This is a genomic window from Sulfuricaulis sp., assembly GCF_049587675.1.
In the GTDB taxonomy this organism is placed as follows: domain Bacteria; phylum Pseudomonadota; class Gammaproteobacteria; order Acidiferrobacterales; family Sulfurifustaceae; genus Sulfuricaulis.
In genome coordinates, this window is record NZ_JBAVEJ010000128.1 from 1 (window position 1) to 12,997 (window position 12,997).

At 55.8% G+C, this 12,997-nt stretch carries 14 protein-coding genes and 1 pseudogene; 14 read left to right on the top strand and 1 reads right to left on the bottom strand.

Annotation, left to right across the window (positions count from 1 at the left end; translation table 11 throughout):
* The 8 genes from WB402_RS06725 to WB402_RS06760 all read left to right on the top strand — a co-directional run.
* A partial coding sequence (locus WB402_RS06725; protein WP_424206200.1) for a carbonic anhydrase occupies window positions 1–213 on the top strand: 213 nt, incomplete at its 5' end.
* 524 nt (window positions 214–737) lie between these two features.
* Complete coding sequence (locus WB402_RS06730; protein WP_424206202.1) at window positions 738–1,688, top strand: diguanylate cyclase; 951 nt, start codon at window positions 738–740, stop codon at window positions 1,686–1,688.
* Between the two features lie 83 nt (window positions 1,689–1,771).
* Window positions 1,772–3,055: an HD-GYP domain-containing protein gene (locus WB402_RS06735; protein WP_424206204.1), complete on the top strand. Its 1,284-nt coding sequence runs from the start codon at window positions 1,772–1,774 to the stop codon at window positions 3,053–3,055.
* A 61-nt stretch (window positions 3,056–3,116) separates the two neighbouring features.
* The gene (locus WB402_RS06740; protein WP_424206206.1) at window positions 3,117–3,332 is read left to right on the top strand and encodes a hypothetical protein; all 216 of its coding nucleotides are present in this window, start codon (window positions 3,117–3,119) and stop codon (window positions 3,330–3,332) included.
* A 370-nt stretch (window positions 3,333–3,702) separates the two neighbouring features.
* Window positions 3,703–4,083 (top strand): DsrE family protein, encoded by a 381-nt coding sequence (locus WB402_RS06745; protein ID WP_424206208.1) that lies wholly within the window; start codon window positions 3,703–3,705, stop codon window positions 4,081–4,083.
* A gap of 251 nt (window positions 4,084–4,334) precedes the next feature.
* Window positions 4,335–4,535 (top strand): hypothetical protein, encoded by a 201-nt coding sequence (locus WB402_RS06750; RefSeq protein WP_424206210.1) that lies wholly within the window; start codon window positions 4,335–4,337, stop codon window positions 4,533–4,535.
* Between the two features lie 398 nt (window positions 4,536–4,933).
* On the top strand, window positions 4,934–5,965 hold the full coding sequence (locus WB402_RS06755) for an IS110 family transposase (RefSeq protein WP_424206212.1): 1,032 nt from the start codon (window positions 4,934–4,936) through the stop codon (window positions 5,963–5,965).
* A 581-nt stretch (window positions 5,966–6,546) separates the two neighbouring features.
* Window positions 6,547–6,984, top strand: a complete 438-nt coding sequence (locus WB402_RS06760; protein ID WP_424206214.1) for a CHRD domain-containing protein — start codon at window positions 6,547–6,549, stop codon at window positions 6,982–6,984.
* 103 nt (window positions 6,985–7,087) lie between these two features.
* Here WB402_RS06760 and WB402_RS06765 read toward each other — a convergent pair.
* Window positions 7,088–7,717: pseudogene (locus WB402_RS06765) on the bottom strand (tyrosine-type recombinase/integrase); the annotation flags it as partial.
* A 307-nt stretch (window positions 7,718–8,024) separates the two neighbouring features.
* Here WB402_RS06765 and WB402_RS06770 point away from each other — a divergent pair.
* The 6 genes from WB402_RS06770 to WB402_RS06795 all read left to right on the top strand — a co-directional run.
* Window positions 8,025–8,360, top strand: coding sequence for a hypothetical protein (locus WB402_RS06770; protein ID WP_424206216.1), 336 nt, complete (start codon window positions 8,025–8,027; stop codon window positions 8,358–8,360).
* A gap of 191 nt (window positions 8,361–8,551) precedes the next feature.
* Window positions 8,552–8,764 carry a hypothetical protein gene (locus WB402_RS06775; protein ID WP_424206218.1) on the top strand — a complete coding sequence of 71 codons (213 nt, stop codon included), beginning with the start codon at window positions 8,552–8,554 and terminating at the stop codon, window positions 8,762–8,764.
* 116 nt (window positions 8,765–8,880) lie between these two features.
* Entirely contained in the window at window positions 8,881–9,672 is a 792-nt protein-coding gene (locus tag WB402_RS06780) for a hypothetical protein (RefSeq protein ID WP_424206220.1), read from the top strand.
* Window positions 9,662–10,375 (top strand): hypothetical protein, encoded by a 714-nt coding sequence (locus WB402_RS06785; protein ID WP_424206222.1) that lies wholly within the window; start codon window positions 9,662–9,664, stop codon window positions 10,373–10,375. Before WB402_RS06780 ends, WB402_RS06785 begins: the two co-directional genes overlap by 11 nt.
* 275 nt (window positions 10,376–10,650) lie before the next feature.
* Complete coding sequence (locus WB402_RS06790; protein ID WP_424206224.1) at window positions 10,651–11,370, top strand: NYN domain-containing protein; 720 nt, start codon at window positions 10,651–10,653, stop codon at window positions 11,368–11,370.
* Window positions 11,371–11,565: 195 nt separating this feature from the next.
* Window positions 11,566–12,997 (top strand): peptide MFS transporter (locus WB402_RS06795; protein WP_424206226.1); only part of this gene is annotated, 1,432 nt, incomplete at its 3' end.

Consider the following 12,997-nt stretch of genomic DNA (forward strand, 5'->3'; position numbering starts at 1 on the left):
GAGCAGGCCGCCGTGAGGATTTCCCTCCGCAACCTCATGACGTTTCCGTTCGTGCAGGACGCGGTCGCCGCGGGCCGCCTGCAGTTGCATGGCTGGTATTTCGATCTCGATGGCGGTGAATTGCTCGGCTACGACCCGGCAACCGGCAGCTTCGAATTGTTCGTGAAAGATGTGGCGGGGCAGTCGGCCAGTCGGCACACCACCATGCCGTGAGCGGCGTACCGCGCGGCGAAACGCCCGCTTCCGAATAGACACCAATCGGACCTCCGCACAAAACCGGAAAATCCCGAGACCTGTATCCCCATCACCCTAAGGAACCTCTGATTAAGTCTCCCGTTCGCCCTGAGCCCTTCGACTCGCCGTTCGGTCTGAGCCTGTCGAAGCCTGTCCTGAGCCAGTCAAAGGGGGTGAACGGGAAATGCGATAAATGTCAGGCGATTCGTCCGTTCATGGTTCGACAGGCTCACCACGAACGGACTTGATCAGAGTCTCCCTAAGTTATCCGGAGAATTTATGTAGGTATATCCGGGAGTTCCGTTGCTTCAATCCCAGACAAGTGGCGCAACGATATTGTTCCAGGCACCCCATGCGACATTAAAAATGGCACATATATTGCTTTTTATTTAGGCATATAGATAACCAGGACGTGCTCACGGCGCAGGACGCGACAGGGGGTCCCAGCGCCATTTTTTTACTTGTTCACAGGGGAGCAACAGGCGATTCGTTCGGGGTGACTCATGAGTAAACAGACTGAAGAAAAAGCCGTTCGTGCAGACGATCGTATAACGCCGGTCGAAGCATCCGATCGACCGGCGATGCCTTGCATCGTGCACATCGCGGGCACACTTAGCGATACAGTCTACCGGCTGTCTGCCGACAAGGAACTCAAAATCGGGCGCGCGCCGGAGAACGAGCTGTGTATCCGGGATCAAAGTGTCAGCCAATTCCACGCCCGCGTCGTCTTGACCCCCAAGGGCACGGCATTCGTGGAGGATTTGGGCAGCACCAACGGCACGTTCGTTAACGGCGAAAAAGTCGCGCGGCATGCGCTGTGGGACGGTGACAAGATTCACATCGGTCGGCACCAGATGCTGAAGTTCTGTTTCCAAGCGGATGCACAGCCAGAGGCGGCTGGCAGCAGCAAGACGAATGCTACCCGGGATACCCTGACCGGCGTTTATACCAGGCAATACGCGCTCATGCGGATCGAAAAGGATTTTATCCGGGCCAAGATGCGGCACCAGGACCTGGCGCTGTTAATGTTCGATGTCGACGGCTTCGATGAGATCAAAGAAACGCACGGATCGGACATGGGCGATATGGTGCTACGCGAGATCGCCAAGCTTGTCAGCTCCGAGCTGCGCCGGGAAGATGTCTTCGCCCGGTATGACGATCACACATTTATGGTGCTTCTGCGCAATCAGACAGAAGCGACGGTCGTGGCGCTGGTGCAGCGTATCGGCCGGGTCATGAAATTTCATTCCTTCTCCCACGAAGGGAAAAAGCTCCGCGTGACTCTGAGCCTCGGTATCGGCAGCCTCACGAGGAAAATGAAAAACGCGATGGACTTGATGAGTGAAGTTCAGGCCTGTCTGGAAAGGGCCAGGCGCGCAGGGCATGACACCAACAACGGCAGCCAAAGCATACGCGTCATTTACCGCCAGATGGCGAACAGGCACGTGGCTTGAGGCATAACGCCGCGCAAGCAGTCACGAAGCCAGCGAGCAGCCTGTCGGCAGCGGCTAACCAACAATAACACGACCTTCCTGACATGAGTGATTTAGCAAAAAAGAAAATAGATGTCATCGATCTGCGGCCGGGGATGTATATCTCCCAGCTCGACCGGCCTTGGCTGGAATCCCCTTTCCTGTTCCAGGGGTTCGAGCTGCGCACCGCGGAGGAGATGAATCTGCTTAAGACACACTGCAAATACGTCGTCATCGATGTCATGTTGGGTCTCGACGTCTTGCCGCTGCGTAATCGCCTTGAATTCGAGTCACGCATGCACGCGATCGAGGCGGAAGATGAAAAAATCGCCCTCAAGGTAAGGGAGATTGCCGAATCTCCCGGTACGCCACGTCAGCGCCCGGCCTATGAAGACCAGGTTCCGCTCGAAAAGGAAATCGTTTACGCCAAAGAGGCCGAAGCCGAAGCCAGGGAAACCATACAGGAGATAATCAAGTACATTCACAAAGGCAAAAATTTCGGCATTGCTCTCGTGACCAAAGTCGTCACCAACATGGTGAACAGCATCATACGCAACCCGGATGCCCTGGTGTGCCTCACTTACATGCGAAAGATCAGTGACTACACCGCACTGCACAGCATCCGGAGCTGCATCCTGGGGATAACGTTCGGGCGGCACCTGGTATTTACCAAGGAAGAAATGATTGACCTGGGCGTGGGTTTCATGATGCACGATATCGGCATGTTGAAGATTCCCAGGGAAATTCTCGACAAGCCCGCTGGCCTGGACGAGGAGGAATTTGAAATCATGAAGCGGCACGTCGGCTGGGGCGTGGCTCTGTTGAATAAGAATGGCGGTGTCCCTCCCCTCGCCATGCAGGTTGTCCAGCAACACCACGAGCGTCGTGATGGCGCGGGTTATCCGGTTCGCCTGAAAGGGGATGCGATCAGCCAGGCAGGACTTATCAGCTCGATTGTCGACGTCTACGACGCCGTGACGAGCGATCGCATCTACTCCGGTGGTCTCTCGGCCGAAGATACGCTGAAACGCATGTACGAATGGCGGGAGAAGGATTTTCACGCCGGGCTGGTGGAGGACTTTATTCGGTGTATGGGAATTTTCCCCATCGGCTCCCTGGTAGAGCTCAGCACAGGCAGCATCGGCGTCGTCATCTCGATCAACCGGGCCCGCCGTCTCAAGCCCAAGGTGGCGCTGGTACTGACCGCCGACAAAACACCCTACAGCCACAAAATCATCACCGATTTGATGGAACACACGGATGGCCAGGGACGGGAGATCAAAATTTCACGCGTCCTTCCCGTGGGGACCTATGGCATCCATCCCATGGACCATATCGTTCAACTGTAAACGCCAGCCCCTTCCGAATATGTCCCGTCAGCGGTCAAGCAGCCACTTTGCCTTATGGCCCATGATGCTCATCAGCCTGTGTCTGCTGGTCTCGGCATGTACCAGCACGCGCGATATCTACAGAGCGGTTTACAACACGCTGCAGTTTCACGCCAAGGACAAGAATCTGCCGGATAATGCGACGTTTCCAGACCAGCCCGTGAGTTTTCAGCAGTACGAAGCCGAACGCAAAACGCTCCTTGAGTCTCAGGGCAAATCAACAAAGAAGGCACCGTAGTTAAGGACCGACTATATCGGAAGGCCCCGCTCAGGCGGGGTTTTTGTTTCTGAACACTTATGAATCACCGCTTCTGGCCGATTTGAAACCGGGCCGAAGACGTGACTCGGATCGAGAGTATGAATAATCGAGCCTGGTCCCTTTAATTCCACGTGAACGGCTGCTTCCGGCCCGAAGCGGACTATCGGTGCGTGCGCAGAATTCGACACGGGGAAGGCATCCTCACCGGCAGTGAGGGCGCGGTGCTTCCTTTCATTTCGTTAGGCATTACAAATAGGCCTTTCATTCAGGCCACCATTGAGTCTAGAGTTTCTCGTGCCGGCCGGGCCGGTAATCCCTTAATCACTTAACTGAAGGAAGGAGGACTTCGATGTCGGAACAGATCGCCCAATCAAACCGCGAACTCGTCGTATTGGTGACACGTGGTACTGACCACGAACTATCGTCAGTCGCATTCACCATTGCCTGCGGCGCAATAACCTCTGGTATGAAGGTTTATGCGTTTCTCGTCAGTTCGGCGGTTGATCTCGTGCGCCGCAAGGCCCTGGACATTACGCACGTGCCCCCACTGGACCCACTGAAATCGTTGATCCAGGACTTCATCTCGCGTGGCGGCACCATCTGGGCGTGCCCGCCATGCGTCAAGGCTCGTGGCTACAGCCAGGAGGACTTTATTGAAGGTGTAACCATCCAGGGCGCAAGTGCGATGCACGAGCGGCTCAAGGCTGGTGCCGCGAGCCTTAGCTTCTGACGCAGCGCTGTCACCCCTAACACGCGGGTAACCGGCCTGCCTTCGGCAGGCCGGTTACCCGCAACGTTGAGAGTCCGTTTCCGAATACAGCGACCGTCCGCTGCTGGGAAAAATGAATAACCGGAAGTGGCCGTTAACTGACCGTCAGCATTCGAGGACGATAGTTTATGGCTTCCGGGACACACCTATGTTTGCTAACACCGCGACTTGAGATTAGGATTTCTGTCCGTTAATTTTAAAAGGAGGTGTTTATGAAACTAGTTTTTAAAGCAGCTCTGGTCAGTATGGTTTGTGGGCTTATCGCGAGCGGTAGCGCATTGGCCGCCGAGACAACAAAGCGGGCCACGAAGGCGGCGACCACCACGGCAATGTGCGCATGGTCGGATGAAGCGAAAATGAAGGATCACTTTACGAAGCATGTGACCTACCCGACAACCGGCGCGATGATTTAAGAGACCTGTAAAAAGGAAATGCCGGGGGAGTTCACGGCTGCAGAGCGAACCTGCTTCAATGGCAAGATCGCGGATAAGACGACATATAAGAATGCGGGCGAAGTCTTCGCAGTGCTCAATGTGAAGTAAGCGGATTTAACCTGATTGACGCGGGAGGCCACGGTCGAAAGATTGTGGCCTTTTTGCGTTTAGGAAACATAACCACCGGGAATTGCTTGGGAAAGGTGTGGCAGGGCAGCCGACTAGTCAGCACACTACGCTGCCGTGAGTAGTGCATCGCGTGGCGAAACGGCCGCTTCTGACTCATACCAATGGGATGGACTCCTCCTCACCTAATCGGCATCTAAGTGCCAAACTGGAGTTTCCACACACCAGTCACTAGGAAGAAGGAGTCCACGATGAAGATTATCCGCGTGGGAGTAGATTTGGCCAAGAACGTGTTTCAGGTTCACGGTGTTGATCGCCATGAGAAGTCGGTATGGCGGCGGAAACTGAACCGCGCCGAATGGCTGAAGGTGTTACGGGAAACCATTGAGCCAGGGTGCGAGATCGGGATGGAGGCCTGCGGGGGCGCGCATCATTGGGCGCGCCAACTTCGCGAAGAAGGGTATTCCGTCAAGCTGATCGCCCCGCAGTTTGTAAAGCCCTATGTGAAGAGCAACAAGAACGATGCTAACGACGCTGAAGCCATCTGTGAAGCCATGAGCCGACCCCACATGCGGTTCGTGTCGGTGAAGACGGTGGAACAACAGGATATCCAGGCGGTACATCGCGTGCGGGCGGGTTTGATGGATCAGCGCAAGGCCAAGGCCAACCAGGTCCGGGGTTTAGCCTCGGAATACGGTATCATCGCACCGAAAGAGTGGCGGCACTTGCGCCGGGCGATCCCGGGTTGGCTGGAAGATGCCGAGAACGGTTTGAGTGGCCGATTTCGCCAGCTACTCGATGGTCTGTGGCATGACCTGTTGATACTGGATGATCGGGTGGCCGAAATGGATCGGGAGATCGCCCTGATTGCGGCATCGGATCCGGTGGCGAAACGCCTGCAGCAATTGCGCGGTGTCGGGCCGATGATTGCCACGGCCTTGCTCGCCACCGTCGGTGATGCCCATCAGTTCGCCAACGGCCGGCAAATGGCAGCCTCGCTCGGTCTCACCCCTAAGCAAAATAGCTCGGGCGGCAAAGAGCGGCTGCTGGGAATCAGTAAGCGCGGCGATGCTTATGTGCGCTCATTACTGGTCCACGGCGCGCGCGCCATGATTCGAACCGCCAAAGCCAAGGATGACCGGCTGAGCCAGTGGGTGATGCGGATTGCTACCACGCGCCACCCCAACGTGGCCGCGGTGGCCCTGGCCAACAAGACCGCGCGCATGGCCTGGGCAATGATAAAAAACGGAACGGATTACCAGCCACAGTTAGCCGCCGGCTAAGCCATACCACGAAAGTCAGAGCCGCCGAACAACCAGGTTGTAAACCAAGGAGCAAATCAACCACGATTGCAAAACAAGCCGCTGGATGGCCCACAGGTCGAACCGGCGCTAGCAAAACCCGAGAATGTCTGAGGCCGACGAGCCCGACAAAGCGATAGGGAGCTGGCGCGCGAATAGCCCATTAGGGTCCCGCATCTTATAGATAGATGCCGTAGTCAGAGACCGGATATACGTGAGCAGTCGTACCTCACGGCCAAAGAACGGATTGTTTGCAAACGAGGAGGAGTCCATATACGGACATTCCTTAACAAGGAAAGATAACTAAGTGGCATCCTCATAATGTGTGTGGCTTTCATAATAAAAAGTGTAAATAAAACCTCAGGTCTTTCCCAAAGATTCGGCCTATCGCTCAAATCAATGAGAAATTGATATTGAAATAAAAAGGGAATAGGCGGATAAAGAAATAAAGATCATACATCTTGAACTGTGTCGGCCTTGGCGGCCCGGTGCAGTGAGTCGGGGGCGTCAGCAAATAATCGCCGCCATTGGCAGTTTGGTCAACTTGATAGAGGCAACCACCCATGAATGCAATTCTTCGTAAGTCACGTTTCACTCTTGCTATGGTTACCGTTGTCGCGGGGATTCTCGCAGCGGGCGCCGGGATGGCGATGGCCGCCACAACAAAGGTTACGCTGAGCGGCGATCAGGAAGTCCCGCCAGTCAGCACCTCCGCCCAAGGCAGCGGCACGATCACCGTTGGCGCGGACAAGTCCGTCAGTGGCAGCGTCAATACCTCCGGAGTCGACGGCAAGGCGGCGCATATTCACGAAGGGGCCCCCGGGGCAAACGGTCCGGTCATCATTCCTCTCAAGAATACGTCCGCCAATGTGTGGTCCGTTCCGGCCGGTGCAAAATTGACCGATGCGCAGTACAAAAGCTACGAGGCTGGCAACCTTTATATCAACGTGCATAGCGCCGCCCACAAAGATGGCGAGATCCGCGGCCAGCTCAAACCTTAACGGGCCGCGCCCACATTTTTTGTTATTGCTCGATCTGTCGCAACACGACGGGTGATGCGAACGTGCGGTATTGGCCGGAAAGCGACCCCTCCCTACGGCCGCTCTCCGTCTGCTCTGACATCTCCAGGGCATCATCGACCTCAATGCGCAGGTAGCGTACCGTGCTTTCGAGCTTGGTGTGTCCCAGCAACAACTGGACGGCACGCAGATTCTTCGTGCGCTTGTAGATCAGCGTGGCCTTGGTGCGGCGCAGCGAGTGGGTGCCATAGTCCCGTGGCTCCAAGCCTATGAGTGCCGCCCAGGATTTCACGATACGGGCATACTGCCGTGTCGAGATATGCGGTGACCGGGTCAGGCGGCTCGGAAACAAGAATTGACCCGAGCTGAGCTGCGCTTTGGCGATCCAGTCCTCCACCACCTCCCGGGTCTGATCGGTCAACTCGAACTTCACCGGCTGGGTCGTCTTCTGCTGCATGATGGCAGCCCGGCGCATCGCCTTGCCCTCATGCGCGACATCCCACACCTTAAGTTTGATGAGGTCACAGCCTCGAAGCTAGCTGTCGATGGCCAGGTTGAACAGGGCCAGGTCTCTGGCGCGCTGTGCCAGTTGCAGGCGGATCCGGATGGCCCAGATCTCTCGCAGTTTAAAGGGTGGCTTCGGCCCGATCAGGCGGTTCTTGTTCCAAGGGATGTGGTCAGTGCCACCAGTGACGCTGTTCTGATTGCTGTATATGGCGTGTTTCCTCCGTGTTGGTTGGGGAAACACGAGTCTGGGCTCTTGCAGCAAGGGGCGCTTTTCGACTGTGGACTCAATTGGTCGATGCAACACCTAATCTCTAACTATTATTACGGCATGCGCGCGGCTTCGCTCGCTGTCCGACCGTGGGCGATGCCCACTCGACATAAATTTTGAGCTAGGTTTTCGCGCGTGCTGCCCGCGACTAGCGCGATCGCGGGTTTCTGTAACTGGATTCCGGACGATTGTTTATTGAAAAAGGGAGTTTTATACTTTCTTTCCTTTTAATAACTGGAGGATGACCTTGAACGTCAAAACCACAGTAACAGCAATCTTCGCTCTTGTTGGTATAGTCGCCGTCACAAGCTCTGCCATGGCCAAGACGATCAAAGTTAACAGCAAAGACGCCAAAGATGCCCTGTCGTCATGCAAGGCCAATGGAGGCGTCTCTTTCCCCAAAACGGGCGCGAATTCCACCTTCGGTTGCATGAATTCCGATGGCAGTGGAATTGTCTGTGGCGGTTATTCAGACAAATTCAAGAAAACCTGCGATACCTTCATGGTGGCACCGCCGCGTCTCCCAACCCGAGATGAGGTTCTGAACGCCGAGGCGGCTATGAAGATGGAGAAACAGCAGTAAGACGCTTCAGCAGTTCGTGCGGCTGGGCATGGAATGACCGGTCCATGAGGGGCCAGGGATTTTTTTGAAGTAATTTTCATGCATTACCGCGTGTTCGGCCACCCGCGAATGCAGGCAGTGTCGAACCGACGATAGCGCAAGGGTTGAGGTTCTCATGAGTCATCGAGCCCGGCCCTTTTGATTCTCCCCTGATGCTCATTAGCTTGTGTCTGCTGGTCTCGGCATGTACCAGCACGCGCGATTTCTACGAAGCGGTTTACAACACGCTGCAGTTTTACGCCAAGGATAAGAATCCGTCGGATAATGCGACGTTTCCAGACCAGCCCGTGAGTTTTCAGCAGTACGAAGCCGAACGCAAAAGGCTCCTCGAATCCCAGGGCAAATCAATAAAGCGATCACCGTAGTCAAAGGGCTGGCAATATCGGTAAGTCATTCGTGTGGTGTGTTGTGTGAACGACCCCTGTTATAATTTCGGCGCCTCGTCAAATCAGACAACCACCCGAAATCTCCGACCCTAGCGATGTCATTCGATTCCAGCCACGTCGATTTACTCCTACAGTACGTCTTGCTGGTCGCGGGGGCGAGAGACAAGCAGATCGACCGTCAACTCGGCCCGATTCACCTGATTAAGTATGTTTATTTGGCCGATCTCGCCTATGCACGGCGAAATCAAGGAAAAACCTTCACCAGCGCCCACTGGCAGTTCGACAAGTTCGGCCCTTGGGCCCAAGAGGTGCGCGAACGTATCGAACCGGCGTTCCTCGCGATTGGCGCAGACAAAAAAACATTCCCCAGCAAATACGAGGACGATGGGATTCGTTGGTCTTTGCGAGACGAACGATTATTAAATGAGAGGGAATGGAAGCTTCCAACCGATATCACAATGTATTTGAAGCGTTATGTCGACAGGTTTGGAAAAGATGCACCAAGTCTGCTGGATCACGTCTATAGCACTAAGCCTATGCTGTCGGCCGCACCGAATGAATACCTGGACTTTTCCTTGGCAGTAGAAGATGCGTCAAGTGCAGAGCCTGAACCGCGACCATTGAGAATGGACATCCTCTCCGAGAAGAAAAAGAAAAAATTAAAAGAACGGATGCATGTGCTGCAAGAGAAACAAAAAAGCAGGAAACCGAAAGCGCTTATACTAGTACCCCTGGTAAAGAATCCCAGGGTCGACGCGATTTACGAAGATGGTATTGCCTGGCTTGACGATCTTGCTGGCCAGCCATTAACACCTGGCGAAAAAGCCGCCGAATTCTCGGGCGAAGTATGGCAATCTTCTACCAGGAGGGGCGGCAATGTTTCCTGACGACTGTATTCAGTCGATCATTGGATCAGCCAACTGGTGGACCAAGAATAATGAGAAAAAACTTTGCCGGGGTGCGTTGATCATTGCTTTCGCGCCCCACGTGGACCAGGTTCCTTATGCGCTTGAGCCAGTAGGACGAACTGACGCCAGTCGGCATGACAGCGCCATCCTTCGAGTGGCCCCCCTCAGCGTGAATCAACCGCTCGAGAAAACCGATCTGCCCGTCGCCGCCATGCCACTGCCAGACGGGGAGGTTTGGGCAGCCTATCGGGCCAAGAAGCGACCCTGTCTGGTGATTGGTTCCACTAATCCAGCGGTAGATCAAGCGCTGACCGGGGGAACGCCGAAGAATTCCACCGCACCAACGGTATTGGTTGCGCCTTATTATGGTGTGGACAGAGATGGCCGGCGCGCGGGCTACAAACCCGATTTCGTCGAGCGCGTTCGGCATTGCGAATATCCTCAATTCGTTTGGGATCGCCTGCCGATTGCCGGCGGACCCGACGAGTCGATTCTTCGACTGGATCACCTTCAGCCGATCGGCGCTCTTAACAATTCGTACAAAATCACCGAGTTCAAGCTCAGCGACGCTGCGCTCGAGATCATCGATGAGTTGGTTCATTGGCTGATCTGGGGTGGAGTTGATGCGGACGGTTTAATCGCGTTGTATCGAGAAGAAATCAAAGCCACTTTCGGTTCATAGGCGCCTTATCCCCCGGGAATCGGGATATGACCACTAGGGAAGCTATGAAAAAGTGCCGTTCGCCCTGAGCTTGTCGAATGGTGAACGGCACAAGGCGTTGAGTCGACGATTCAACCGTAAGTGCAGACCCGAACTTCCTGGTAAGGAAAACAATGCAACCTCAGCCTGACCTGTGGAAAAGACGATGGAATGTTTAAACGAATTAGGAAATACTAATCCTGCATAGGCGGACCAGTGGGCCTGCCTATACAAGTTAGATTTCCTTGGAGGTGCCTGTGCCATCCCCCATTAATGATAATCTTGCGGTGCTCGTCGACGCCGATAACGCTCAGGCGTCTGTCATTGCTGAACTTCTGGCCGAAGTAGCAAGGTACGGTACAGCGACAGTAAAGCGCGCTTACGGAGATTGGACAACGCCAAATCTGGCTGGCTGGAAGGATGTTTTGCATGTTCATGCCATCCAACCTATTCAGCAGTTCAGATATACGACCGGGAAAAACGCGACAGACTCAGCACTAATAATCGATGCCATGGATTTGTTGCATGGCGGAAAAGTGGACGGATTTTGTCTGGTCTCGTCAGACAGTGACTTTACACGCCTGGCCACAAGAATCCGCGAGGCCGGGCTTTCAGTCTACGGGTTTGGTGAACAGAAAACGCCAAAGCCATTCGTTGCGGCTTGTGACAAGTTCATCTACACAGAGATCCTTCGCAAATCTTCTCCAGGTTCACCGGTAGCTGCGCCGGTACAATCCTCCCTTAAACCTCTCCTTAGCTCCGCAATCTCTGCAGCGGCTCAAGATGATGGTTGGGCACTATTGGCAATAGTTGGCGGGCTGGTATTGAAGAGTGACCCATCATTTGATCCACGTAACTTTGGGTTCAAGAAGCTTGGTGAACTTGTGAAAGCACAGCCGTATCTTGAGGTGAAGTCAACTCCTGCCGGTGAAGGTTCCCAAAACATGCAGCTTTTTGTCCGAGTAAAGGAATCCTAACAATTCCTGCAGGCGACTGATCTGACGGGCCGCGCCCGAGCTCAAGCCTTGAACGTCCGTTTCAGAATACTGGACCGTCTGCTTCTGGAGAAAGCGACTGCCCGGAAGTGGCCGATTTGAGACCAGGCCGAAAACGCGACACGGACGAAGAGGGCGGTGGATATACTGTGCGCCTTATCCCCTCAGAATCGGGACATGACCGCTAGCGTCACCGGAGCTACGCCCCCGCACGCCGCCCCGCATGGCGAGCGTCATCCCACCGCATTGCCCACGCTGTTCTTCACCGAGATGTGGGAACGCTTCAGCTACTATGGCATGCGCGCGCTGCTGGTGCTGTACCTGGTCAACGCGCTGGGCTACCAGCGCGGCGACGCGCTCGCCGTGTACGGGACTTACACCGCCCTGGTGTATCTCACGCCGATCGTCGGTGGCTATCTGGCCGACCGCTATCTCGGTTACCGCAAGGCGATCCTGATCGGCGCCCTGGTCATGGCCATGGGCCACTTTGCGATGGCGTTTCCCGCGCTGCTGATGCCGGCGCTGGGCATGATCATCATTGGCAACGGCTTCTTCAAGCCCAACATCTCCACGCTGCTCGGTACGCTCTACCGCGAGCACGATCCACGGCGCGACGGCGGTTTCACCATCTTCTACATCGGCATCAACCTGGGAGCGTTCATCGCGCCGCTGATCGCCGGCACGCTGGGCGAGAAGATCGGCTGGCATTGGGGCTTTGGCTCTGCCGGCGTCGGCATGCTGCTGGCGGTGATGTGGTTCGTGCGCGGCCAGCACAAGCTGGGCAACGCGGGACTGCCGGCTGGCCACGACCGGCTCGACCGCCGTGCCTGGCTGCATATTGTGCTCGTCAGCGCCCTCATGATCCCGCTGGTTTACGCCGTGATCGGCGCGGGCAGCGCCCTCACGCCGCTTTGGCACCGCATCGGCACCGAGCTTAAGGTTGGTATTCCCGCCGCGGCCTTCATCGCGTTTCTCGCGTGGCAGCAAAGGACCTGTACCCGCGAGGAGTGGCATCGTGTGCTGGCCATCGTGATCGTGAGTGTCTTCGTGATTTTTTTCTGGACGGGCTTTGAACAGGCGGGCGGAACCATGAACCTGTTTGCCGACAAGCTGACAGATCGCGCGCTGCTCGGCTGGGAAATCCCGGCGTCCTATTTCCAGGGCATCAACCCGCTGCTGATCGTACTGCTCGGGCCGCTGTTCTCCATCATGTGGACGCGCTGGGACCAGTCCCGATATGCGCTGCCCGTGTCCGCCAAGATGGGCGTGGGGATTCTTATCATGGGCGCCGGCTTCATCGTGCTGGCGATCGCTCAGGGCCGCGCCGAGTCCCTGGGCAAAGTCGGGCCGCAATGGCTGTTCTTCGTCTATCTGTTGCACACGATGGGCGAACTGTGCCTGTCGCCGATCGGTCTTTCCATGGTCACCCGGCTCGCCCCGGCGCGTCTCGCCGCGATCATGATGGGCATCTGGTTCACCGCGAACGCCATCGCCAATTACCTGGCCGGCATACTGGAAAGCCTGCTGGCCGGTTCCACCATTCCCTTGTATTGGTTTCTCGTCGGCAGCTCGCTCGGCGCGGGAGTGTTGCTGCTCCTGATCACGCCGT

Coding starts and splice junctions, on each gene's coding strand:
- WB402_RS06730 (WP_424206202.1), top strand. CDS start 738: ATGAGTAAACAGACTGAAGAAAAAGCCGTTCGTGCAGACGATCGTATA.
- WB402_RS06735 (WP_424206204.1), top strand. CDS start 1,772: ATGAGTGATTTAGCAAAAAAGAAAATAGATGTCATCGATCTGCGGCCG.
- WB402_RS06740 (WP_424206206.1), top strand. CDS start 3,117: ATGATGCTCATCAGCCTGTGTCTGCTGGTCTCGGCATGTACCAGCACG.
- WB402_RS06760 (WP_424206214.1), top strand. CDS start 6,547: ATGAATGCAATTCTTCGTAAGTCACGTTTCACTCTTGCTATGGTTACC.
- WB402_RS06775 (WP_424206218.1), top strand. CDS start 8,552: ATGCTCATTAGCTTGTGTCTGCTGGTCTCGGCATGTACCAGCACGCGC.
- WB402_RS06780 (WP_424206220.1), top strand. CDS start 8,881: ATGTCATTCGATTCCAGCCACGTCGATTTACTCCTACAGTACGTCTTG.
- WB402_RS06745 (WP_424206208.1), top strand. CDS start 3,703: ATGTCGGAACAGATCGCCCAATCAAACCGCGAACTCGTCGTATTGGTG.
- WB402_RS06755 (WP_424206212.1), top strand. CDS start 4,934: ATGAAGATTATCCGCGTGGGAGTAGATTTGGCCAAGAACGTGTTTCAG.
- WB402_RS06750 (WP_424206210.1), top strand. CDS start 4,335: ATGAAACTAGTTTTTAAAGCAGCTCTGGTCAGTATGGTTTGTGGGCTT.
- WB402_RS06785 (WP_424206222.1), top strand. CDS start 9,662: ATGTTTCCTGACGACTGTATTCAGTCGATCATTGGATCAGCCAACTGG.